We start from the raw sequence: 21,968 nt of genomic DNA, 5'->3' as shown, positions 1-21,968 counted from the left end.
GGGGGACGCGCCGGGGGCTGCCCGGCGGCGGCCACCGGCCGGTGGGGGCACCACGATGACGCTGTACACGGCTCACTCCTCCCGTGGGCTCCCGCTCTTCGGAGCACGGTGCCACGGTAGGAAGCGCCGATAAACGTCCGCACAACAAACGCATATCGATCGCCGGGTACGCGGAAGGCCGCGGCTCCCGCCCGGAGACGTGAGCCGCGGCCTTCACCCCGGACGATCAGTGACGATCAGTGACGCGGGCGGTTGAACCAGGCCCCGCCGTCGGACTTGCCGACGAACACCGCGATGAGGATCGCGAGGACCGTGTGGGCCAGACCGATGAGGATGAACGGGTAGATGCCCAGGATCGCCGTGATGATCGCGAAGACCATGGCGGTGATGCGTATGCCGTTGCCGCCCTTGCCGAACTTCACGGCGAGGAAGATGGCGAGCGCGCCCCACAGCAGCACGAGGACGCCGATGCCGTAGACAGCGCCGCTGGACAGGTCGGCCAGCTCCTGGAACTGGACGTCGTCCTTCAGGGCCGGGTCGTCCTTCGCCGCGCTGATGGCCGCGCCGCTCAGGAACATGATGACCGCGCCGATCACCTGGAAACCGGCGATCACATAGAGCATGACGCGGGCGGCGCTGACGCTGCCGGGCATCTTGGTGGGCGCGCCGCCGAAGCCGTCATAGGGCTGGACCGGCGGGGCCTGCGGGTAGCCGTATCCGGGCTGCGCCGGGGGCTGGCCCTGCTGGGGGTAGCCGTAGTCCGGCTGACCGCCCTGCTGCTGCTGGCCGTAGGGGTTGTTCGGGTCGCCGAAGCTCATGGCGGGAATTCCTCCGTTGGAAGTGCGGGGACGGCGCGGTCCGAATGGAGGAAGTCACAAGATCAGCGGTTTGGCCCCCAGACTTTCCGCGGCACTGCAGCGGTCATCGTGGTATTAGCGCTTACTTTTTGTCCAGTCGGTATCCCAAGGTGTTGTGCAAGTGCAACCTGCTCTTCCGGCCATTGCCGGGCCGTCGGGAGCGGGTCCGAGGGGCCGGACGGACGCGGTGCCGGAGGGCGGGGAAGGCCCTGGAGCGGGCGGGATTGGAACAGGGACGGGTCCATCCGCGAGGATGTGCCCATGACCGCCCAGATTCTCGATGGCAAGGCCACCGCAGCCGCGATCAAATCGGAACTGACCGCCCGTGTGGCGGCCCTCAAGGCGAAGGGAGTGACGCCCGGCCTCGGCACCCTGCTGGTCGGGGACGACCCGGGCAGCCGTTGGTACGTCAATGGCAAGCACCGTGACTGCGCGCAGGTCGGCCTGGCGTCGATCCAGCGCGAACTGCCCGAGACCGCCACCCAGGAGGAGATCGAGGCGGTCGTCCGGGAGCTCAACGAGAACCCCGAGTGCACCGGCTACATCGTCCAGTTGCCGCTGCCCAAGGGCATCGACGCCAACCGGGTGCTGGAGCTGATGGACCCGGCGAAGGACGCGGACGGCCTGCACCCGGTCAGCCTCGGCCGGCTGGTCCTCGGGATCGAGGGCCCGCTGCCCTGCACCCCGTACGGAATCGTTCAGCTGCTCCGGCACCACGGGGTCGAGATCAACGGCGCGAATGTGGTCGTCGTCGGTCGCGGCATCACCATCGGGCGGCCGATGCCGCTGGTGCTGACCCGTAAGTCCGAGAACGCCACCGTGACGCAGTGCCACACGGGTACGCGGGACCTCGCCGCGCATCTGAGGCAGGCGGACATCGTCATCGCGGCGGCGGGCGTGCCGCATCTGATCAAGCCCGAGGATCTGAAGCCCGGCGCGGTGGTGCTCGACGTGGGCGTCAGCCGGGACGAGAACGGCAAGATCGTGGGGGATGTGCACCCCGGAGTCGCCGAGGTGGCGGGCTGGGTGGCCCCGAACCCGGGCGGCGTCGGCCCGATGACCCGTGCGCAGCTGCTGGTCAATGTGGTCGAGGCCGCGGAGCGCGCGGCGGGCGTCGGCGCGGCGGGCTGAGCGGGGAGAGAGGCTGCCCTCATGGGCGTACGGATGAACGACGACCGCGAGGTCGGGGGCGGCGGCGGCCCGGCGGGTCCCGCCCAGGACCCCGCGCCGGCCGCCCGCCGGGACGCGGGGACGGAGCCCGGCACGGACGCGGAGACGGCCCCGGAGCCCGGGGCTGAGGCCGGCGATGGCGACAGCGCAGACAGCGGTGACAGCGGTGACGGCGACGCGCGCGAGCCCGCTCCGCCGCCGTCCGCCGTCCGCCGTCCGCCGCCGAGCCTCACCACGCACACCGCGCGCCCCGAGGGCGGCGGTCGCGCCGCCCCGGGGGACGCGCCCGCCCCCGCCCGGCAGTGGCCGCTGCTCACGGTGCTGGCCCTGGTCGGGACCGGTCTGCTGATCGTCGGTCTGAACCCTTTCGACGAGGCGTTCCGGATCGGCACCCTGCTGGTCGGCGCGGGCCTGCTCACGGGCGCGGCGCTGCGCAGGGTCCTGCCCTCCGTGGGCATGCTCGCCGTGCGCTCCCGCTTCACCGACCTGCTCACCTACGGTCTGCTGGGCGTGGTCATCACCCTGCTGGCGATGCTGGCCCAGCCGGATCCCTGGCTGGATCTGCCGTTCCTGGAGGATCTGGTCCGCTTCACCTTCCGGGAGTAGCGCGTTCATCCGCAGGTCATCCCGGCGACGCCCGCGCTTCCCCCGAAGGAAGCGCGGGCGTCGCCCGTGTGATCCAGAGTCGTCGGGAATCCGCCCCGTCCGATGGGGACCGGTGTGACCAGTGGTGCGAAAGTGGCCACATTGGCGCGGTGTGATCGCCGCGTCGTGGATGGGACACTGTGGCGGCATCCGTGATGGGGCGCACTCAGGGGCGCGGACACCATCTGGGTGCTCCCGTGCACGCCGGTGTCAGAAACTGACATCCTGACCCCATACATCTCCTCTGGTTGTCCGACTTATCGGCATGAGGGCGGTGCGAGGGCGGCTGAGCGCGGGTCACAGTACCTACGTTCGGGGGACAAGGGGGTTAGACCATGGCTCGTTGGAAGGCGCTTCCGGAGGAGTTGGATCCGGAAGTCCGTGAGTTCGCCGAGCAGTTGCGTCGGCTCGTCGACCGGAGCGGGCTCAGCATCGCGGCGGTGTCGGATCACACCGGCTACAGCAAGACGTCCTGGGAGCGCTACCTCAACGGGCGGATCCTCGCCCCCAAGGGCGCGATCATCGCGCTGGCCGAGGTGACGGGCACCAGCCCGGTCCACCTCACCACCATGTGGGAGCTGGCGGAGCGGGCCTGGAGCCGCGCCGAGGCACGCCACGACCGGACCATGGAGCAGATACGGATATCCCAGGCCCGAGCGGCCCTGGGAGAGTACGAATCGGCCGCGCCCGGCGCCGGAGCCGGACCGGGCGGCGGCCGGGGGAAGAGCCGTACGGCATCCCCCGACGCGGCGGCCCCGACGGCCGCCTGGCCCCCGTACAAGGATCAGCTGGAGCAGGTCGTGGGCCCGGCCGGGGGGTACGGCCGCTCCGCCGGGCAGAGCAGGCACCGCGCGGCCGGACCGGGGAGCGGCCGTCGCTCCGGGCCCGGCGGCGGCAGCCGTTCGGGCCCCGCGGGCGGCAAGCGGAAGATCGTCGTCTTTGTGGCCGGAGCGGTGGTCGCGCTGGCCGTGGTCGCCGCCGCGGTCCTGCTGGCCGACCTCGGCGGCGAGCCCGAGAAGACCAGGCCGGTCGCCAAGCCGTCGCCCATCGCGTCCGCCGACGCCTCCGCGCCGCCCGACGGGGTGAAGTGCGTCGGAGAGAAGTGCGCGGGCGAGGACCCGCAGGCGATGGGCTGCGGCGGCGAGTTCGCGAAGACCGTCGCCACCGCGACCGTGGGCGGGGCGAAGATCGAGGTCCGCCACAGCGAGGTCTGCAAGGCCTCCTGGGCGCGCATCACCGAGGCCGCCCCCGGCGACACGGTGGAGATCAGCGTCGGCGGCAAGGGCCGTCAGGACGGGCTGGTGAACGCCGACAACGACGCCTTCACCCCCATGACGGCGGTCGCCGACGGAGCGAAGGCGACGGCCTGCGGCACGCTGAAGGCCACCGGCGTCAAGGGCTGCACGGACGAGTGAGCGGCCCGCGCGGCCGGTTCGGCCCCGGGCGGGGCCCGCGCCCGGGCCCGCGCCCCTGCGCCGACGTCGCGCGCGGCGGCGTGAGCCGTGCCACAAGGGGCCGTCGGCCACCGGTCGGCAAGGTCGGATAGCCTGACCGCTGGATGTCTCTTCACATCAAGATTCGTCATTCGTCTTGAGAGTCGTCCCGGGAATCCGTGATCCGGAATCCCGGGCATTCGTGAAGGGTGGGAAGGGGCGTCCCGGACCCGGGGCAGGGACCCCCACCGCCAGCTGTCTTACGGAGATCGCCATGACCCGCACTCCCGTCAACGTCACCGTGACCGGCGCGGCCGGCCAGATCGGTTACGCGCTGCTCTTCCGCATCGCCTCGGGCCACCTGCTCGGACCGGACGTACCGGTCAAGCTGCGCCTTCTTGAGATCACCCCGGCGCTGGGCGCCGCCCAGGGCACCGCCATGGAGCTCGACGACTGCGCCTTCCCGCTGCTGCGCGGCATCGACATCACCGACGACCCCAACGTCGCCTTCGACGGCGCCAACGTGGCCCTCCTCGTCGGCGCCCGCCCCCGCACCAAGGGCATGGAGCGCGGCGATCTGCTGGAGGCCAACGGCGGCATCTTCAAGCCGCAGGGCAAGGCCATCAACGACCACGCGGCGGACGACGTCAAGGTGCTCGTCGTCGGCAACCCGGCCAACACCAACGCCCTGATCGCCCAGGCCGCCGCCCCGGACGTGCCGGCCGAGCGCTTCACCGCGATGACCCGCCTGGACCACAACCGCGCCCTGTCGCAGCTCGCCGCGAAGACGGGCACCACCGTCTCCGACATCAAGCGCCTGACGATCTGGGGCAACCACTCGGCGACCCAGTACCCCGACATCTTCCACGCGGAGATCGCGGGCAAGAACGCGGCCGAGCTGGTCGACGACGAGGCCTGGCTGGCGGACACCTTCATCCCGACCGTCGCCAAGCGCGGCGCGGCCATCATCGAGGCCCGCGGCGCGTCCTCGGCCGCCTCCGCGGCGAACGCGGCGATCGACCACGTCCACACCTGGGTCAACGGCACCGCCGAGGGCGACTGGACCTCCATGGGCATCCCCTCGGACGGCTCCTACGGCGTCCCGGAGGGTCTGATCTCCTCCTTCCCGGTGACCGCGAAGGACGGCCGGTACGAGATCGTCCAGGGCCTGGACATCAACGAGTTCTCCCGCGCCCGCATCGACGCCTCGGTGCGCGAGCTGGCGGAGGAGCGCGACGCGGTGCGCGCCCTCGGTCTCCTCTGATCCGAGCCTGATCCGGGCCGACCTGAGCCTGATCCGAGTCTGACCCGGTCTGATCCGAGTCCGATCCGGGTCGTGCGCCTCACAGCCCTTTCCGCCCCCGGCCGCTCCGGCGCCCGGGGGCGGAGTGCGTTCACGCCCCTCCCTCCGCGTCTTCTCCCCAGCGCCCTCACACCTCCTCCCATTTCGAAAACCGAGGCATCGAACCACACCGGGCCGAGCACATTGAGTACATGAATGAGCACGGTGAGGGAGCGCCCGCTTATCTGACCTTCAGGGTCACGGCCCGGCCCGGGCCGGTCGCCGCCCTCGCGGAGGAGGAGGCGTGGCGGGCGCGCGAGCGGTATCCGGAGATCCTGGGCATGGGCCCGCCGGTCTTCCACCACACCCGGGAACTGGACCACGGCGGCTGGGAGATCCTCGGTCTCGGCGGGCCCACCCCGCAGTGCGCACGCGACGCGCTCGGCTCCCACTTCCGTCTGACGGCGAGCGGGAGCGAGGGAAAGCGGAAGGCCCGGGCGCTGGCCGCGGCGGAGAAGCTCGACCGGGTGGCCCTCGACGAGCTGAGGGTGCTCGGCCGCCGCCACCGGGTGGTGCGGGTCGAGCAGTTCATCAGGATGGGCCCGGACGGCCCGGAGCCGCCCCGGCCCTCCGACCCCGACCCGGCGCGCGGCTGGCCGGGCGAGGCGTACAAGGTGCCGGCCCGGACCAAGGGCTTTGTGATCGACCCGTACACGGACACCGGTCTCTCGGACGGGCTCCTCCGCCACGACCTCTCGAAGTTCGTGATCGCGCGGGGCACCGCCCCCGAGGAGGTGTATCTGGACGCCAGGGCGGCCCTGGAGACGCACCCGGGCGCGGTGCTGCTCCCGGCGGAGTTCGCCGTGGCGGAGTGGGACGAGGGCCACTGGCGGCCGCACACCACCTCCTGCTCCTCGCCGCAGGACGCCCGGGACACGCTCGCCCTGCACTTCCGGGTGTTCCTGCCGGCCACCGAGCGGCTGACCGGGGAGGAGCGACGGGCGTACGCGGAGGCCGCCGACCGGCTCGACGCCGAGCGCGGCACGGGGATCGCCGTACTCGGCCACCGTTTCCGGGTGATCCGTGTCGAGCAGTCGGTACGCGTGGGTCCGGACGGCCCCGAGCCGCCGCGCCCCTCGGACGACGACCCGGACCCGCCGCCGGCCGTCCGGGCCGCCCGTGAGACGCCTCCCGGCTGAGGCCCCGGCCGAAACCTCCGTGCCTCCCCACCGCTCGACAGGTACTTTTCCTGTACGCGGAGTGTGTCGGGAGAGGCGGGGGTGTCCGGAGTGAGCGGACGGATCATCTTTCTGAACGGGACGTCCAGTTCCGGCAAGTCGAGCATCGCCCAGGAGCTGCTGATGATCCTGGACGAGCCGTACTTCCATCTGCCGGTGGACGCGTTCCACGCGATGCGCACCCGGCGGGAGTACCCGCCCGAGCAGGTGGATGAGCTGCTCAAGCGCACCTGGATGGGTTTTCACCGGGCGGTCGCGGGGATGGCGGCGGCGGGCAACAACATCGTGGTGGACCATGTGCTGAGCCAGCCGTGGCGGCTGGCCGACTGCCTGGAGCTCTTCGTCCCCGAGGATGTCGTCCTGGTCGGCGTCCGCTGCCCGCTGGAGGAGGTGGAGCGGCGCGAACGGGCGCGTGGGGACCGGCTCGAAGGCCTGGCCGCCCGGCAGTTCGATCACGTGCACGCGCACGGGGTGTACGACATCGAGTGCGACACCGGTGCGGCCACGCCCGCCGAGTGCGCGCGGCGGATCGCCGAGACCCTGCCGCTGCTGCCCCGGCCCACCGCTTTCACCCGGCTGAGGCACGACGCCGCGAAGGCCGCGACGGCCGCGGGCTGAGCGCGCGAGGGGGCGCCTCAGCCGGTGAACGCGGTGCCGAACCGGCCGTTCGTCCCCACCGTGCCCAGCGTCTTGGGGCCGTACACGAGGGCCCCGTCCGGACTGACCCCGTCGGCCGTCGAGGTGAAGACCCAGACCGCGCCGTTGAGTTCGTTCTCGCCCTGGGCGGTGGCGGCCAGCTCCGGCGTCCCGTCGCCGTTGGAGTCGATCAGCTTGGTGGCGGAGCCGAACCGGTCGTCCTCCTCGGCGGTGCCGGGCACCCCCGCGTTCCCCTGGAAGAAGGTTTTGGCGCCCTTGCCGGTCGGCCCGCTCCCGGTGCCGCGCAGGGTGAGCACGGCCCCCGAACCCTCCTGGTCCGGGGCGTCCTTGCCCTCCGCGCCGACCACGACGTCCCCGTAGCCGTCCCCGTCGACATCGCCGATGGAGACCGCCGTGCCGAACCGGTCCAGGGGCCCCGCGCCGCCCGGCATCCCGGGGCCGTCCTGGTGGAAGTCGCGGGCCCGGGTCCCGGCCGGGCCCGCGGCGGAGCCCGGCACATAGGTGATCTTGCCGCCGGTGGGGATGGCCGGCTCGTACGTGTACGCCTCGGTGTGGCCGACGACGATGTCCTCGAAGCCGTCCCCGTTCACATCCCCGACGTCGAGGCTGTCGCCGCGGACACTGGTGCGGCCGAAGCCGTTGACGTACGCGGGGGATGCGAGGCCCTGGGCCGTGCCCTTCCAGTACATGAGGTCGGGGGTGGTCGCCTCGCCGTACCCCTGGAGCCCGGCGATGTCGGTGATCCCGTCGCGGTTCACATCGCCCGCCGCCAGCTCCACCAGCTCCTCGTCCCGCCGGCTGGGGACCCGGGAGGTGCGGCTGGGGGAGCCGTCCCGGGCGAAGGGCCCGGAGAGCAGCCAGAGTTCGTCCCCGTGCCCGGTGGTGACCACGTCGGGGCCGCCGTCGCCGTCGAAGTCGCCGGTCACGATGTGGCTGCCGGAGCGCCGCTCCGAGCCGTCCAGCAGGATCGCCCCGCCCGCGAGCCCGTCGGGGCCGCCCCAGATCACCGAGAGGGTGCCGTCCGCGTTGGCGTCCTCGTGGGGGGAGCCGACCACGAGATCCGCGTACGGGTCCCCGTTCAGATCGGCCGCGGCGAGCGCCGTGCCGTAGGAGTCGCCCGCCCCGGTGCTTCCCGGTATCCCGGGGGTGTCCTGATGGATGATCTGCTTGCTCTCGATCCGCAGGCCCGACTTCGAGCCGTACAGCACCGAGACATAGCCCGCCCGTTTCTTGCCGTCGACGGTCCCCAGGGGCGCGGCGACCGCGAGATCCTGATAGCCGTCGCCGTTGAAGTCCTCCGTCGGGCCCGCCGGCCGCCCGGCGGTGGCCACGGCCGCGGCCTGCTCGGCGGGGGCCGTGCCGGAGACGGCGAACGCCACCGGGGCGGCCAGGGAGCCTGCGGCCGCGAGCGCGACCAGTTTCAGACCACGGGACACACGGCGTGAGTTCATGAGCGGGCCTCATTGGTGAGCGTCGTGACGGGCGGGGGGGCTGGCGCGCGGCCCGTCCGGGGACGGAACACGCATCAGCTTGACCCACGAGGTTCCCGAAGGGTTGCCCCTCCTCCCGCACCTCTCACCTCACGTCCGCCCCCCGCCGCCCCGCCCGGACCGGCCCGGGGGCCCGCCGCGGTGGAACCGCCGGAACACCTGTGAGCGTGGAGTGTTCGAAGGGTGTGAAGGGGGCCAGGAGGCGGAGCCGACGGCCTGGCCACTAGTCTGTCGGCGTTTCAGCACCTTTCCACGACAGCGTGATTTTCGAACGGGGGCGGCCGGCCGATGGCGCGACGCAGACTGAGGTCGAGCACCGTGGTGCTCGGCGGGATGGGCCTACTGGCGCTCACGATCACCTCCTGCGGGTCCGAACCGGACAAGCGGTGCGCGGACCGGGCGAACCTCGAACATCTGCCGAGCTACGAGTGCGACACCTACGACGGCAAGGGCGACCACTACTACGGCGGCAAGATCGAGGGCGGCACCGTCTGGGGCGGCAGCTTCGACAAGAGCGCGGTCGAGCGGGACGGCTTCGGCTGCTCCGGCTCCGGCGGCGGCTGACCCGGAACGAGCACCGAAACGAGCGCCGATGCGACGTCACACCATCGAACCCCGGCCCGACTGGCAGCGGACCGTGGAGGAACAGGGCTGCGTCTACCCCCTCACCCGCCACCCGGACGGCTCGCTCCGCCCGTACTGGGACGAGAGCGCCTACTACGAGTTCTCGCTGCCCGAGGTCGAGGCGCTGGAGGAGGTCGTCGACGAACTCCACGCCATGTGCCTGGCCGCCGCCGCGCACATCGTGGCGCGGGACCGCTTCGCCGACCTCGGCATCACCGACCCGAGGCTCGCCCGGCTGATCGCCGAGTCCTGGCGGCGGCGCGCCGAGCTGCCCTCCGTCTACGGCCGGTTCGATCTGCGGTACGACGGCACCGGCCCGGCCAAGATGCTGGAGTACAACGCCGACACCCCCACCTCGCTGGTGGAGGCCGCCAGCCCCCAGTGGTTCTGGATGGAGGAACGATTCCCCGGCGCGGACCAGTGGAACTCGCTCCATGAACGCCTCGTCGCCGCCTGGCGGCGGCAGGCCCCGCTGCTCCCGCCGGGCCCCCTGCACTTCGTCCACTCCGACGGCGACGAACTCGGCGAGGACCTGATGACCGTCGCCTATCTGCGCGAGACCGCCCAGCAGGCCGGGATCGACACCGAGGCGCTGTCGGTGGAGCGGATCGGCTGGGACCGGCTCTCCGGGCGGTTCGTCGACGAGAAGCTCCGGTTCATCCGCTCCTGCTTCAAGCTCTACCCCTGGGAGTGGCTGACCACCGACCGCTTCGGCCCGCACGTCCTGGACACCCTGGACAACGGCGGCGGCACCGGCACCACCTGCTGGATAGAGCCCGCCTGGAAGATGCTCCTCTCCAACAAGGCGCTGCTCGCCATCCTCTGGGAGCTGTACCCGGGCCACCCCAATCTGCTCCCGGCCTATCTCGACGGGCCCCGCGAACTCGCCGCCGGGCGCCGTGGCTATGTCGCCAAGCCGCTCCTCGGCCGCGAGGGCGCGGGCGTCACCGTCCACGAGCCCGGCCACGCCCCCGTCCTGCGCGACGAGCCCTGCTGCTACCAGGAGCTGGCCCCGCTGCCCGACTTCGACGGCAATCGGGTGGTGCTCGGGGCGTGGGTGGTCGAGGACGAGGCGGCGGGCCTCGGCATCCGCGAGTCCTCCGGACTGATCACCGACGAGTACGCCCGCTTCCTGCCGCACGTCATCCTCTGAGACCCGGTCCGGGCCCACTGCCCGGACCGGCCCCCGGCCCCCGGCCCGCTCAGCCCGCCAGGACCGCGCGCAGCTGGTCGAGCCCCCAGTCGAGATCCTCCTTGGAGATCACCAGCGGCGGCGCGATCCGGATGGTCGAGCCATGGGTGTCCTTGACCAGCACCCCCCGGTCCATCAGCTTCTCGGAGATCTCCCGGCCGGTGCCCCGGGCCGGATCCACGTCCACCCCCGCCCACAGCCCCCGCCCGCGCACCGCCCGCACCGCTCCCGCTCCCGTGAGCAGGCTCAGCTCATGGTGAAGATGCTCGCCCAGCTCGGCCGCGCGCCGCTGGTGCTCACCGCTCCTCAGCATCGCGATCACCTCCAGCGCCACCGCGCAGGCCAGCGGATTGCCGCCGAAGGTCGAGCCGTGCTCCCCGGGCCTGAACACCCCGAGCACCTCCCGCGAGGAGACCACCGCCGACACCGGCACGACCCCGCCGCCCAGCGCCTTGCCCAGCAGATACATGTCCGGCACCACGCCCTCGTGCTCACAGGCGAAGGTCCGGCCGGTACGGCCCAGGCCCGACTGGATCTCATCGGCGATGAACAGCACATTCCGCTCACTGGCGAGCCGGCGCACCCCCGCCAGATACCCCTCCGGCGGCACCAGCACCCCCGCCTCGCCCTGGATCGGCTCCAGCAGCACGGCCACGGTGTTCTCCGCCGTCATCGCCGCGCTCATCGCGGTGAGATCCCCGTACGGCACGATCTGGAACCCCGGGGTGTACGGGCCGAAGTCCGCCCGCGCCTCCGGGTCGGTCGAGAAGCTGATCACCGTCGTCGTACGGCCGTGGAAGTTGTTCGCCGCGACGACGATCTTGGCCATGCCCTCGGGGACCCCCTTGACCCGGTACCCCCACTTGCGGGCGGTCTTCACCGCCGTCTCCACCGCCTCCGCGCCGGTGTTCATCGGCAGCACCGACTCCATGCCGCACAGCTCCGCCAGCTCCGTACAGAAATCGGCGAACCGGTCGTGGTGGAAGGCGCGCGAGGTGAGGGTGACCCGGTCGAGCTGCGCCCTGGCCGCTTCGATCAGCCGGGGGTTGCGGTGGCCGAAGTTGAGGGCCGAGTAGCCCGCGAGCAGATCGAGGAAGCGCCGCCCCTCGACATCGGTCACCCACGAGCCCTCCGCCGTGGCGACGACCACGGGGAGCGGGTGGTAGTTGTGCGCGCTGTGGGCCTCGGCCGCGGCGATGGCGCTCTCAGATGCGGACACGGGATCTCCGATCAGGTAGATACAGGGGCATCCGGCGTGGGGCGGGCCGATCTTGTCAGCACGCGCCCCTGTTTCTATCGTCGCTCGCCATACGGACACGGAAACCTTGCCGTCCACCGTCGGCATTAGGGTGGACGGTGAGCACGGCGACTGGCGTACGCGGAATGACCGCGGTGGAGCCGTGCCCTCAGGAGCAGACGAGACACCGCCCGCCTGGGTGTCCCGGCAACCCGGTCACCCCCGGGGCCGCCGGAGGACCGTCCGTCCGAGCCGCCCCGGGGAACCGGTCGTCACCACGACCCGGAGGACACGCCATGAGCACCCTTCCCCACCCCGCCCTCGCCGCCGCCGACCCGGAACTCGCCGCGCTCGTCGGAGCCGAGGAGCGGCTCCAGGCCGAGACGCTCCGGCTGATCGCCAGCGAGAACTACGTCTCCCGCGCCGTGCTGGAGGCCGCCGGGACCGTGCTCCAGAACAAGTACAGCGAGGGCTACCCCGGCCGCCGCTACTACGAGGGCCAGCAGAACATCGACCAGGTCGAGCGGCTCGCCGTCGCCCGCGCCAAGGACCTCTTCGGCGTCGAGCACGCCAATGTGCAGCCGTACTCCGGCTCCCCGGCCAACCTCGCCGTCTATCTCGCCTTCGCCGAGCCCGGCGACACCGTGATGGGCATGTCGCTGCCCATGGGCGGCCACCTCACCCACGGCTGGGGCGTCTCCGCCACCGGCACCTGGTTCCGGGGGGTGCGCTACGGGGTACGCCGGGACACCGGCCTGGTCGACTTCGACGAGGTCCGCGAGCTGGCCCTCAAGGAACGCCCGAAGATCATCTTCTGTGGCGGCACCGCCGTGCCCCGGACCATCGACTTCGCCGCCTTCGCGGAGATCGCCCGGGAGGCCGGCGCGATCCTCGTCGCCGACGTCGCCCACATCGCCGGACTGATCGCCGGAGGCGCGCACCCCTCGCCCGTGCCGCACGCCGATGTGATCTCCACAACCACCCACAAGACCCTGCGCGGCCCGCGCGGCGCGATGCTGATGTCCCGCGAGACACACGCCAAGGCCCTCGACAAGGCCGTCTTCCCCGGACTCCAGGGCGGCCCGCACAACCAGACCACCGCCGCCATCGCGGTCGCCCTCCACGAGGCCGCCCAGCCCTCCTTCCGGAGCTACGCCCACGCGGTCGTCGCCAACGCCCGGGCGCTGGCCGAAGCCCTGCTGGAGCGGGGCTTCGACCTGGTCTCCGGCGGCACCGACAACCATCTGATCCTCATGGACCTCACCCCCAAGGAGGTCCCCGGCAAGATCGCCGCCAAGGGCCTGGACCGGGCGGGCGTCGTCGTGAATTACAACACCGTCCCCTACGACGCCAGAAAGCCCTTCGACCCCTCCGGCATCCGCATCGGCACCCCCGCCCTGACCTCGCGCGGCCTCGGCGTGGAGCACATGCCCGCCGTCGCCGACTGGATCGACCGGGGCGTGCGCGCGGCGGGCGCGGGCGACGAGGACGCGCTGGCCGCGATCCGCCGGGAGGTCGCCGAACTGATGGCCGCATACCCCGCTCCCGGGCTGCCCGGCTGATCCCCCGCCCGGCCGGGGCCCGGCAGGGTGTCCGGGCCCGGCCGGGTACCTGAGAGAATGACCGGCATGGCCCAAGACCGTCAGCATGGCTCCGCCCAGCACCCCCGCCCCCGGGCGCTGTCCGGCATCCAGCCCACCGCAGGCTCGTTCCACCTCGGGAACTACCTCGGAGCGATCCGTCAGTACGTGGCGCTCCAGGAGACCCACGACGCGTTCTACATGGTCGTGGACCTGCACGCGATGACCGTGCCGCAGGAGCCGGCCCAGCTCCGGGCCAACACCCGCCTCGCCGCCGCCCAGCTCCTCGCCGCCGGGCTCGACCCCGACCGCTGCACCCTCTTCGTCCAGAGCCATGTGCCCGAGCACGCGCAGCTCGGCTGGGTGATGAACTGCATCGCCGGATTCGGCGAGGCCTCGCGGATGACCCAGTTCAAGGACAAGTCGGCCAAGCAGGGGGCCGACCGCGCCACCGTCGGGCTCTTCACGTACCCGATCCTCCAGGTCGCGGACATCCTGCTCTACCAGGCCGACACCGTGCCGGTCGGCGAGGACCAGCGCCAGCACATCGAGCTGACCCGCGATCTCGCCGAGCGCTTCAACACCCGCTTCGGCGACACGTTCAACGTGCCCGCGGCGCACATCGTCAAGGAGGTCGCGAAGATCTACGACCTCCAGGACCCGGCGATCAAGATGAGCAAGTCGGCCTCCACGCCCAAGGGCCTGATCAACCTGCTGGACGAGCCGAAGACGACCGGGAAGAAGGTCAAGAGCGCGGTCACCGACACCGACACCGTCATCCGCTTCGACCCGGTCGAGAAGCCCGGCGTCAGCAACCTCCTGACCATCTACTCCACCCTCACCGGCACCTCCGTCGCCGAGCTGGAGCGGGAGTACGAGGGCAAGATGTACGGCGCGCTCAAGACCGACCTCGCCGAGGTGATGGTGGAGTTCGTCACGCCGTTCCGCGCCCGTACGCAGGAGTATCTGGACGACCCCGAGACGCTCGACTCGGTGCTCGCCAAGGGCGCCGAGAAGGCCCGCGCGGTGGCCGCCGAGACGCTGGCCACGGCGTACGACAGGGTGGGCCTGCTCCCGGCCAAGCACTGACCGAGCACTGACCGAGCCTTTCAGTATGGGGCCTGCCGGCCCCCCGGCGCTGTGTCCAACGCCTCTGGCCACACACGCCGTACAGCCGCCACACTGGCGGCTGTACGACTCCCGCTCCGGCGGGGGTCCCGCCCGACGGGTGCACCGCCCGACCGAAGTGTGAAGGAGAACGACGTGGGGACCGTCACGCTCGGCGTCTCGATCGCGGTCCCGGAGCCCTACGGCAGCTTCCTCCAGGAGGCGCGCGCGGGCTTCGGGGATCCCGCCGCGCACGGCATCCCCACCCATGTGACCCTGCTGCCGCCCACCGAGGCCGACCCCGCGCTGCTCCCGGCCGTCGAGGCGCATCTCACCGAGGTCGCGCGGGCGGTGCGGCCGTTCCCCATGCGGCTCAGCGGTACGGGGACCTTCCGGCCGCTCTCCCCGGTCGTCTTCGTGCGGATCGCCGAGGGCGCGGCGGCCTGCTCCTGGCTCCAGAAGCGGGTCCGGGACGCCTCGGGCCCGCTGGTGCGCGAGCTCCAGTTCTCGTACCACCCGCATGTCACCGTCGCCCACGGCATCGCCGAGGAGGCCATGGACCGGGCGTACGAGGAACTGGCCGACTTCGAGGCGGCCTGGACCTGTGCCTCCTTCTCGCTGTACGAGCAGGGCGCGGACAGCGTCTGGCGGAAGCTGAACTCGTACGCCTTCGGCGACGGGGGCACCGCCGTGCCCCCGCAGGGCTCGCCGGCCGACGAGCCCGCCTCCGCGCCCTTCTCCTCCTGATCCCCTCCCGACTTCAGACGGGAAGCCGGCGGAACAGCGGGCGCGGCACATGCCGCAGGGCCGTCATCGCGATCCGCAGCGTCCCCGGCACCCACACCGTCTCCGAGCGGCGGCGCAGCCCCAGCTCCACGGCGGCGGCGACCGCCTCGGGGGTGGTGGCCAGCGGCGCGGCGGGCCGCCCCGCCGTCATCCGGGTACGGACGAATCCCGGCCGTACGACCATCACATGGACCCCCGTCCCGTACAGCGCGTCCCCCAGCCCCTGGGCGAAGGCGTCGAGTCCGGCCTTGCTCGATCCGTAGATGAAGTTGGCGCGCCGGGCCCGCTCGCCCGCGACCGAGGAGAGCACCACCAGGGAGCCGTGCCCCTGGTTCTGGAGCGCCGCCGCGCAGATCAGCCCGGCCGACACCGCGCCCGTGTAGTTGGTCTGCGCGACCCGCACCGCCGCCGGCGGGTCGCCCTCGTCGTTCGCCTGGTCGCCCAGGACGCCGAAGGCGAGCAGCACCATGTCGATGTCGCCCTCGGTGAAGACCTTGCCGAGACTCTCCTCGTGCGCGGCGGTCTCCAGCGCGTCGAAGGCGACCGTACGGACGTCCGCGCCGAGCGCGCGCAGCCCCTCGGCGGCGGCTTCGAGTTCGGGGCAGGGGCGTCCGGCCAGCCAGACGGTGCGGGCGCGGCGGGCGATCAGCCGGCGGGCGACGGCGAGGCCGATCTCCGATGTGCCGCCGAGGACGAGCAGGGACTGCGGGGTGCCGAAGGCGTCCTTCATGACTGCTCCTGTACATGCGTGGGAGGGGGCGGGGCTCACAGGCCGAGCCGTCGGGAGAGGTCGGAGGCGAAGACTCCGCGCGGGTCCAGCCGGGCCCGCAGGGTGCGGAAGTCCGCGAGCCGGGGGTACATCCCGGCGAGGAGTTCCGGGCGCAGCCGGGAGTCCTTGGCGAGATAGACCCGGCCGCCCGCGCCCGCGACCTCCTCGTCCAGCTCGTCGAGGAAGCCGCCGAGGCCGCTCAGCCCGGCGGGGATGTCCAGCGCCAGGGTCCAGCCGGGCACCGGGAAGGAGAGCCATCCCGGGTCGGCCTCGCCGAACCGTTTGAGGACCGCGAGGAAGGACGGGCAGCGGCGGCGGGCGATCCGCCGGACGATCCGGCGCAGGGTCTCCTCCTGGCCGTGGCCGACGACGAACTGGTACTGGACGAAGCCGTCGCGGCCGTAGATCCGGTTCCAGTGCGGGACGGCGTCCAGCGGGTGGAAGAAGGACGGGATCCGCTGGAGCCGGCCGGTCCGGGAGCGGGGGGCCCTGCGGTACCAGAACTCGTTGAAGAGACCGACCGTGGTGCGGGTGAGGAGTCCCGCCGGGACGAAGGCGGGCGGCGCGGGCAGTCTGCCGGGGCGGAAGGCGAGCGGATCGCGCCGGGCGCGCGCGGGCAGCGCGTCCAGCGGGGCGTGCTCCCCCCGGGTGAGGACCGAGCGGCCGAGCGCCCTGCCGCGCGCGAGCAGATCGATCCAGGCGACCGAGTAGCGGTAGCGGTGGTCGGTGGCGGCGAGTCTGGCCATCAGGTCGTCGAGATCGGTGGCGCGTTCGGTGTCGACGGACATCAGCGAGGTCTCCACCCGGTGGAGGCGGATCTTCGCGGAGAGGATCACCCCGGTCAGTCCCATGCCGCCGGTGGTGGCGTCGAAGAGATCGGTGCCGGGGAGCGCGGTGTGCACCGAGCCGTCGGCGGTGAGCAGTTCCACGGACTCCACATGGCGGGAGAAGGCCCCGCTGACGTGGTGGTTCTTTCCGTGGATGTCCGCGCCGACCGCGCCGCCCACGGTGACGTGCCGGGTCCCCGGCGTCACCGGTACGAACCAGCCGAGCGGCAGCAGCACTTCCATCAGCCGGTGCAGGCTCACCCCGGCGTCGCAGACGACCGTGCCCGCCTCGGTGTCGACGGCGTGGATCCGCCGCAGCGCCGTCATGTCGAGGACCGTGCCGCCCGCGTTCTGCGCCGCGTCGCCGTAGGCCCGGCCGAGCCCCCGGGCGATTCCGCCCCGGACGCCCCAGTCGCGTACCGCCGCCGCGGCCTCGTCTTGGGAGCGGGGGCGCAGCACGGCGGCGGTGGTGGTGGCGGTGCGGCCCCAGCCGCTGACGGGGACGAAGGGGTCGACGGGGGTGGGGAGATCGGTGGGGAGGGGGTTCTCGGCAGGCATGGATGTGACCGTATAGCCGCGTATGCCCACATTTTTGGAGTGTCTGGTGGACTCGCCGAAATGGGTGATTAAACGAGTGTCATCAAAGAATGGCGTGAAATGTCGGCCGGTCGCCCAGAAGAGTCGCCCCGAGAGCGGGGGCCGGGCTCAGGAGAAGGGGTGGCGAATGAGATACGCCGACTGCGCGGCGGCCGACCGCAGGCTGCTCGCGGCGATGCGCGACTGCGGCGGCCGGCCGGGGGTCGCCGGGGCGGCCAGGGCGCTCTCCCACGCCGGCGAGCACGGCGCGCTCTGGCTCGCCGCCGGCCTCGCCGGGGCCGCCGCCGACCGCCGCCGCCGAAGCCGCTGGCTCCGCGCCACAGCCCTCATCGGCACGGCCCACCTGGCCAGCCTCTGCCTCAAATGGACCGTCCGCCGCGCCCGCCCGAGTCCGGTGCGGGTGTCCGTGCCGGACCACCAGGACGTCCCGGCCTCCGGCACCGTGTCCCACGGGGTTCCCCGCGGCCTCGGCGGGGCGGGGGGCCGGGCCCCCGAGACGGTGCGTCAGAGCCCCGGCCGCAGCAGCGCGTCCGCGCCCCCGGGCGGGTCCGGGGCCGCTCGCCCTCCCGGGGCGGCGCTCGGGCCGTTGGTGCGGACGGCGGGGCCGTACTCCTTCCCCAGCTCGCACGCGACCTCCGCCGCCGCCGCGGCCGTCGTCTTCGGCGGGCTTCTCCCCGCGGCGGAACCGGCGGTGGTCGTGCTCGCCGCCGCCATGTGTGTGTCACGGCTCGTCGTCGGCGTCCACTATCCGAGCGATGTCGCGGCGGGCGCCGCGCTCGGCGGGCTCGCCGCCCGGCTCGGCTCGCGCTGGACCGGGGGCCGGGGCCGGGGCCGTACCGGGGGCCGGGGCCGAGGGCGGGCGGAGTGAGCGGGCGCGACACCGCCCTGCTGGGCCGCCCCCCGCACCCCGGGGGGCGCGTGCCCGGAGCCGCGACCCCCGGCGTACGCGCCCTGCCCCGCGGGCTGCTCCGGTCCGCCCGGCCCCGGCAGTGGGTCAAGAACACCCTGGTGCTCGCCGCGCCCGCCGCCGCCGGAGAGCTGGACTCCCTCCACAACGCCGCCCGGCTCGCCGCCGTCTTCCTGCTCTTCACCACGGCCGCCGCCGCCGTCTACCTCCTCAACGACGCCCGCGACGCCGAGGCCGACCGTGCCCACCCCGTGAAGTGCCGCCGCCCCGTCGCCGCCGGTGAGGTCCCCGTACCCGTCGCCTACGCGGCGTCCGCGCTGCTCGCGACGGCGGCGGTGGCCGGGGCGGCGGCCCTCTGCAACCCGCTGACGGGGGCGCTGCTCACCGCGTACCTCTCGACGCAGATCGCCTACTGCCTCTGGCTCAAACATGTCCTCGTGGTCGACATGGCCGTCGTCACCACCGGGTTTCTGATGCGGGCGATGATCGGCGGAGTCGCGCTCGACATCCCGCTCTCCCGCTGGTTCCTGATCACCACCGGCTTCGGCGCGCTCTTCATGGTCGCCGCCAAGCGCTACTCCGAAGCCGTCCAGATGGCGGGCGGCGGCGGTGCGACCAGGGCCCTGCTGAACGAGTACACCACCGGCTATCTGCGGTTCGTCTGGCAGCTCGCGGCCGGGGTCGCCGTGCTCGCCTACTGTCTGTGGGCGCTGGAGAGCGACGCCGCCGACGCCGGGGCGCTGCTGCCCTGGCGGCAGCTTTCGATGATCGCCTTCATCCTCGCGGTGCTGCGGTACGCCGTCTTCGCCGACCGGGGCACCGCGGGCGAGCCCGAGGACGTGGTGCTGCGCGACCGGGCGCTCGCCGTCATCGGTCTGGTGTGGGCCGCGATGTACGGTTTGGCGGTCGCGGGCCTGTGAGCGGCGGCTCCGGGGGTAGGCGTACGGCATGGACTGGTTGACACGGCTCCCGCTCATCGGCCCCTGGGCGGCCCGGCTGACGCGTACGCACATCTGGCGCTCCTACGAGACGCTGGAGCGGGCGCACTGGACCCGGCTCGCCGCCGCGATCACCTTCCTCAGTTTTCTCGCGCTCTTCCCGCTGATCACCGTCGCGGCGGCGGTCTGGGCCGCGCTGCTGGGGGAGGAGGGGCTGACCAGGCTCCAGGACCGGCTCGCCGACCAGGTGCCGGGGATCTCCGAGCAGCTCGACATCGGCTCGCTGGTCGCCAACGCGGGTACGGTCGGGCTGGTCGCGGGCGCGCTGCTGCTGCTGACCGGGATCGGCTGGGTCGGCTCGATGCGGGACTGTCTGCGGGCCGTATGGGGGCTGGACGACAAGGACGAGGGCAATCCGGTTCTGCGCAAGCTCAAGGACGCGGGCGTGCTCCTCGGCCTCGGCGCGACCGCGCTCGCCTCCCTCGCCGCCTCCGCGCTCGGCTCCTCGGCGGTCGGCTGGGGCGCGGAGCGGCTCGGCATCGAGCAGGGCGGGGCCGAGGGGGTGCTGCTGTCGGCCGCCGCCATCTCCGTCGCGGTCGCCGCCGGTTTCCTGATCCTGCTCTATCTGCTGACCATGCTCCCCGGGACGCATCCGCCGCGCCGCCGGCTGGTGGTGGCCGCGCTGCTCGGCGCGGTCGGATTCGAGCTGCTGAAGCTGCTGCTCAGCGGCTATATGCAGGGGGTCGCGTCGAAGAGTCTGTACGGGGCGTTCGGGGTGCCGGTCGCCCTGCTGCTGTGGATCAATCTGACCGCGAAGCTGCTGCTGTACTGCGCGGCCTGGACGGCGACGGACACGGCGACGGACACGGCGACGGACACAGCGACGGACACAGCGAAGGCGACCGGCGAGAACGGCGGAGCCGCCGAGCGGACCCCCGGCGCTCCCTGACCTCAGCCGCGCGGGGAGGGCCAGCGGCGGTTGACCACGAACACGGCCGCCGCCAGCGCGATCAGCGCCCCGCCCGCGATCGCCAGCGCCGTCCCCATCCCTCCGGAGGTCTCCTTCCGCCCCGCCGAGGCGACCTGATCCGCCGCGTTCCCGGTCCCCGTTCCGTTCCCCGTTCCGTTCCCGTTCCCGGCGGTGTCCCCGACGCCGTGCTCGTTCTTGGCCGGACCGGCCTTGCCGACGTCCTTGACGGGCGCGGACCTGGGAGCCACCAGCTCACCCACCGGGGTGACCTTCCCCGAGGCCGCGAAGCCCCAGTCGAACAGCTCCGCCGTCTCCTTGTAGACGGCGTTGCTCTCGCCCGAGTCCGGGTTCATGACGGTGACGAGAAGGACCTTGCCGTTCCGCTCGGCCACCCCGGTGAAGGTCGCCCCGGCATGCGTCGTATTGCCGTTCTTCACCCCGGCGACCCCCTTGTACGGGGCGATCCCGTAGTCGCCGGTCAGCAGCCGGTTGGTGTTCTGGATCTCGAAGGTCTCCCGCTTCCTGCCGTCCATCTCGCCGGGGAAGTCGGCGCTGACGGTGGAGGCGTACTCGCGGAAGTCCTTCTTCTGCATCCCGCTGCGGGCGATCAGCGTCAGGTCGTACGCGGAGGAGACCTGCCCCGCCGCGTCGTAGCCGTCGGGCGACACCACCTGGGTGTCGAGCGCCTGCAACTCCTCGGCGTGCGCCTGCATGTCCTGGACGGTCTTGTCGAAGCCGCCGTTCATCGCCGACAGCACATGGACGGCGTCATTGCCGGAGCGCAGGAAGACGCCGAGCCAGAGATCGTGGACCGAGTAGCTGAGGTCCTCCTTGACCCCGACCAGGCTGCTGCCGGGGCCGACGTCCTCCAGCTCCTCGGCGGAGACCTTGTGGGTGGTCGCCTTGGGCAGCTTCGGCAGCAGGGTGTCGGCGAAGAGCATCTTGAGCGTGGACGCCGGGGGCAGCCGCCAGTGCGCGTTGTGCGCGGCGAGGACATCGCCGTTCTCCGCGTCCGCGACGATCCAGGACCGCCCGCTCAGCCCCTTGGGGAGCACCGGCGCGCCCTTCCCGAGAGTGACTTGGGTGCCCGCTCTGCCGAGCAGTGAGCCGCCGATGGTGGACATCGCCGCCGGGGGGTTCGGCTGCTTCTTCGAGGCGCTCTTGGACTTGCCCTTCGGCTTGTCGTCGTGGGAGTCCGCGGCGGCGGGAGCGACGAGGAGGAGGGGGAGAAGCGAGGCGGCGGCGATCGTCAGCACCGACTTCTTCACGGTCTTCTTCAGGGCGGACACGGGTGTGAAAGTACAGGGGAAAACAGAAAATATGCTTATCGGGTTCATGGCGCGCCGTGAAGACCGCCGGGACAGCCCACCCGGCGCGGCCAGCCCGGGGAACGCCCCCGATACTGGGTGTATGAAGCTCAGCCGCCCCGCGTCCTGGTTCCTGCTCGCCTTCGGGGTGTGGAGCTGGTTCATCTGGGTCACTTTCGTCAAAAACCTCTGGCAGGACGGCAGCGGGCTCGCGTTCGACGGCGCGGGCGACCCGACGGGTTACTTCTGGGTCCACCTGGTGCTCGCCATCACGTCCCTGATTCTGGGGACGGCCGTCGGAGTCATCGGGTTGCGTGCGGTTCGCGCCTCGCGGCGCGAAGAACGCGAAGAATAG

Annotated in this window: 21 protein-coding genes and 1 riboswitch; of the genes, 15 read left to right on the top strand and 6 right to left on the bottom strand. The window is 72.3% G+C overall.

Annotated elements, in window-relative coordinates:
- Positions 1-236 precede the first annotated feature (236 nt).
- Positions 237-818 (bottom strand): hypothetical protein, encoded by a 582-nt coding sequence (locus IE247_RS04815; RefSeq protein WP_190121624.1) that lies wholly within the window; start codon positions 816-818, stop codon positions 237-239.
- A 300-nt stretch (positions 819-1,118) separates the two neighbouring features.
- On the opposite strand from IE247_RS04815, the gene IE247_RS04810 reads away from it, so the two are divergent.
- The 6 genes from IE247_RS04810 to IE247_RS04785 all read left to right on the top strand — a co-directional run bounded on the left by IE247_RS04810 (position 1,119) and on the right by IE247_RS04785 (position 7,243).
- Positions 1,119-1,988: a bifunctional methylenetetrahydrofolate dehydrogenase/methenyltetrahydrofolate cyclohydrolase gene (locus tag IE247_RS04810; protein WP_190121623.1), complete on the top strand. Its 870-nt coding sequence runs from the start codon at positions 1,119-1,121 to the stop codon at positions 1,986-1,988.
- A gap of 21 nt (positions 1,989-2,009) precedes the next feature.
- Positions 2,010-2,633: a DUF3017 domain-containing protein gene (locus IE247_RS04805; RefSeq protein ID WP_229868660.1), complete on the top strand. Its 624-nt coding sequence runs from the start codon at positions 2,010-2,012 to the stop codon at positions 2,631-2,633.
- 374 nt (positions 2,634-3,007) lie between these two features.
- Positions 3,008-4,087, top strand: coding sequence for a helix-turn-helix domain-containing protein (locus IE247_RS04800; RefSeq protein WP_190121622.1), 1,080 nt, complete (start codon positions 3,008-3,010; stop codon positions 4,085-4,087).
- Positions 4,088-4,379: 292 nt separating this feature from the next.
- The gene (locus IE247_RS04795) at positions 4,380-5,369 is read left to right on the top strand and encodes a malate dehydrogenase (protein WP_190121621.1); all 990 of its coding nucleotides are present in this window, start codon (positions 4,380-4,382) and stop codon (positions 5,367-5,369) included.
- 230 nt (positions 5,370-5,599) lie between these two features.
- Positions 5,600-6,586, top strand: coding sequence for a DUF5954 family protein (locus IE247_RS04790; RefSeq protein WP_190121620.1), 987 nt, complete (start codon positions 5,600-5,602; stop codon positions 6,584-6,586).
- 90 nt (positions 6,587-6,676) lie between these two features.
- Entirely contained in the window at positions 6,677-7,243 is a 567-nt protein-coding gene (locus IE247_RS04785) for a chloramphenicol phosphotransferase CPT family protein (RefSeq protein WP_190121619.1), read from the top strand.
- 17 nt (positions 7,244-7,260) lie between these two features.
- Here the strand turns inward: IE247_RS04785 and IE247_RS04780 are convergent, their stop codons facing one another.
- A complete protein-coding gene (locus IE247_RS04780) occupies positions 7,261-8,733 on the bottom strand; it encodes an FG-GAP-like repeat-containing protein (protein ID WP_190121618.1) in 1,473 nt (490 codons plus the stop codon).
- Between the two features lie 327 nt (positions 8,734-9,060).
- Here IE247_RS04780 and IE247_RS04775 point away from each other — a divergent pair, with 327 nt between their 5' ends.
- Positions 9,061-9,336 (top strand): hypothetical protein, encoded by a 276-nt coding sequence (locus IE247_RS04775; protein ID WP_190121617.1) that lies wholly within the window; start codon positions 9,061-9,063, stop codon positions 9,334-9,336.
- A gap of 28 nt (positions 9,337-9,364) precedes the next feature.
- Positions 9,365-10,549, top strand: coding sequence for a glutathionylspermidine synthase family protein (locus IE247_RS04770; protein WP_190121616.1), 1,185 nt, complete (start codon positions 9,365-9,367; stop codon positions 10,547-10,549).
- Between the two features lie 49 nt (positions 10,550-10,598).
- On the opposite strand, the gene rocD is transcribed toward IE247_RS04770, so the two are convergent.
- Positions 10,599-11,807, bottom strand: coding sequence for an ornithine--oxo-acid transaminase (gene rocD, locus IE247_RS04765; protein WP_229868658.1), 1,209 nt, complete (start codon positions 11,805-11,807; stop codon positions 10,599-10,601).
- 136 nt (positions 11,808-11,943) lie between these two features.
- A riboswitch (ZMP/ZTP riboswitch) is annotated at positions 11,944-12,033 on the top strand.
- Between the two features lie 88 nt (positions 12,034-12,121).
- Between rocD and glyA the strand changes: the two genes are divergently transcribed.
- The 3 genes from glyA (at position 12,122) to IE247_RS04750 (ending at position 15,259) form a co-directional block, all read left to right on the top strand.
- Positions 12,122-13,387, top strand: a complete 1,266-nt coding sequence (gene glyA / locus IE247_RS04760) for a serine hydroxymethyltransferase (protein ID WP_190121614.1) — start codon at positions 12,122-12,124, stop codon at positions 13,385-13,387.
- Positions 13,388-13,453: 66 nt separating this feature from the next.
- Positions 13,454-14,494 (top strand): tryptophan--tRNA ligase, encoded by a 1,041-nt coding sequence (trpS, locus tag IE247_RS04755; protein ID WP_190121613.1) that lies wholly within the window; start codon positions 13,454-13,456, stop codon positions 14,492-14,494.
- Between the two features lie 174 nt (positions 14,495-14,668).
- On the top strand, positions 14,669-15,259 hold the full coding sequence (locus tag IE247_RS04750; RefSeq protein ID WP_190121612.1) for a 2'-5' RNA ligase family protein: 591 nt from the start codon (positions 14,669-14,671) through the stop codon (positions 15,257-15,259).
- Positions 15,260-15,272: 13 nt separating this feature from the next.
- On the opposite strand, the gene dprE2 is transcribed toward IE247_RS04750, so the two are convergent.
- Both dprE2 and dprE1 read right to left on the bottom strand, forming a co-directional pair.
- Entirely contained in the window at positions 15,273-16,028 is a 756-nt protein-coding gene (dprE2, locus tag IE247_RS04745; protein WP_190121611.1) for a decaprenylphospho-beta-D-erythro-pentofuranosid-2-ulose 2-reductase, read from the bottom strand.
- Between the two features lie 35 nt (positions 16,029-16,063).
- Positions 16,064-17,452, bottom strand: a complete 1,389-nt coding sequence (dprE1, locus tag IE247_RS04740) for a decaprenylphosphoryl-beta-D-ribose oxidase (RefSeq protein WP_190121610.1) — start codon at positions 17,450-17,452, stop codon at positions 16,064-16,066.
- A gap of 166 nt (positions 17,453-17,618) precedes the next feature.
- Between dprE1 and IE247_RS04735 the strand changes: the two genes are divergently transcribed.
- The 3 genes from IE247_RS04735 to IE247_RS04725 are packed head-to-tail and all read left to right on the top strand — an operon-like array spanning position 17,619 to position 20,285.
- Positions 17,619-18,359 carry a phosphatase PAP2 family protein gene (locus IE247_RS04735; RefSeq protein WP_190121609.1) on the top strand — a complete coding sequence of 247 codons (741 nt, stop codon included), beginning with the start codon at positions 17,619-17,621 and terminating at the stop codon, positions 18,357-18,359.
- Complete coding sequence (locus tag IE247_RS04730; RefSeq protein ID WP_190121608.1) at positions 18,356-19,318, top strand: decaprenyl-phosphate phosphoribosyltransferase; 963 nt, start codon at positions 18,356-18,358, stop codon at positions 19,316-19,318. Before IE247_RS04735 ends, IE247_RS04730 begins: the two co-directional genes overlap by 4 nt.
- A gap of 28 nt (positions 19,319-19,346) precedes the next feature.
- Positions 19,347-20,285, top strand: a complete 939-nt coding sequence (locus tag IE247_RS04725; protein WP_190121607.1) for a YihY/virulence factor BrkB family protein — start codon at positions 19,347-19,349, stop codon at positions 20,283-20,285.
- Positions 20,286-20,287: 2 nt separating this feature from the next.
- Here the strand turns inward: IE247_RS04725 and IE247_RS04720 are convergent, their stop codons facing one another.
- On the bottom strand, positions 20,288-21,586 hold the full coding sequence (locus IE247_RS04720; RefSeq protein WP_373305521.1) for a D-alanyl-D-alanine carboxypeptidase family protein: 1,299 nt from the start codon (positions 21,584-21,586) through the stop codon (positions 20,288-20,290).
- 130 nt (positions 21,587-21,716) lie between these two features.
- On the opposite strand from IE247_RS04720, the gene IE247_RS04715 reads away from it, so the two are divergent.
- Positions 21,717-21,968 (top strand): SCO4848 family membrane protein, encoded by a 252-nt coding sequence (locus IE247_RS04715; protein WP_190121605.1) that lies wholly within the window; start codon positions 21,717-21,719, stop codon positions 21,966-21,968.

It is taken from the genome of Streptomyces inusitatus (genome assembly GCF_014651115.1).
GTDB classification, from domain to species: Bacteria; Actinomycetota; Actinomycetes; order Streptomycetales; family Streptomycetaceae; genus Streptomyces; species Streptomyces amakusaensis.
The sequence above is the reverse complement of the archived record's forward strand: the minus strand, read 5'-3'. Positions and strand labels throughout refer to the sequence as shown.

What these genes read in the sequence shown, in the direction of transcription:
- IE247_RS04815 (WP_190121624.1), bottom strand. Translation starts at nt 818, where the DNA reads ATGAGCTTCGGCGACCCGAACAACCCCTACGGCCAGCAGCAGCAGGGC.
- IE247_RS04810 (WP_190121623.1), top strand. Translation starts at nt 1,119, where the DNA reads ATGACCGCCCAGATTCTCGATGGCAAGGCCACCGCAGCCGCGATCAAA.
- IE247_RS04805 (WP_229868660.1), top strand. Translation starts at nt 2,010, where the DNA reads ATGGGCGTACGGATGAACGACGACCGCGAGGTCGGGGGCGGCGGCGGC.
- IE247_RS04800 (WP_190121622.1), top strand. Translation starts at nt 3,008, where the DNA reads ATGGCTCGTTGGAAGGCGCTTCCGGAGGAGTTGGATCCGGAAGTCCGT.
- IE247_RS04795 (WP_190121621.1), top strand. Translation starts at nt 4,380, where the DNA reads ATGACCCGCACTCCCGTCAACGTCACCGTGACCGGCGCGGCCGGCCAG.
- IE247_RS04790 (WP_190121620.1), top strand. Translation starts at nt 5,600, where the DNA reads ATGAATGAGCACGGTGAGGGAGCGCCCGCTTATCTGACCTTCAGGGTC.
- IE247_RS04780 (WP_190121618.1), bottom strand. Translation starts at nt 8,733, where the DNA reads ATGAACTCACGCCGTGTGTCCCGTGGTCTGAAACTGGTCGCGCTCGCG.
- IE247_RS04775 (WP_190121617.1), top strand. Translation starts at nt 9,061, where the DNA reads ATGGCGCGACGCAGACTGAGGTCGAGCACCGTGGTGCTCGGCGGGATG.
- IE247_RS04770 (WP_190121616.1), top strand. Translation starts at nt 9,365, where the DNA reads ATGCGACGTCACACCATCGAACCCCGGCCCGACTGGCAGCGGACCGTG.
- glyA (WP_190121614.1), top strand. Translation starts at nt 12,122, where the DNA reads ATGAGCACCCTTCCCCACCCCGCCCTCGCCGCCGCCGACCCGGAACTC.
- trpS (WP_190121613.1), top strand. Translation starts at nt 13,454, where the DNA reads ATGGCCCAAGACCGTCAGCATGGCTCCGCCCAGCACCCCCGCCCCCGG.
- dprE2 (WP_190121611.1), bottom strand. Translation starts at nt 16,028, where the DNA reads ATGAAGGACGCCTTCGGCACCCCGCAGTCCCTGCTCGTCCTCGGCGGC.
- dprE1 (WP_190121610.1), bottom strand. Translation starts at nt 17,452, where the DNA reads ATGCCTGCCGAGAACCCCCTCCCCACCGATCTCCCCACCCCCGTCGAC.
- IE247_RS04735 (WP_190121609.1), top strand. Translation starts at nt 17,619, where the DNA reads ATGAGATACGCCGACTGCGCGGCGGCCGACCGCAGGCTGCTCGCGGCG.
- IE247_RS04725 (WP_190121607.1), top strand. Translation starts at nt 19,347, where the DNA reads ATGGACTGGTTGACACGGCTCCCGCTCATCGGCCCCTGGGCGGCCCGG.
- IE247_RS04715 (WP_190121605.1), top strand. Translation starts at nt 21,717, where the DNA reads ATGAAGCTCAGCCGCCCCGCGTCCTGGTTCCTGCTCGCCTTCGGGGTG.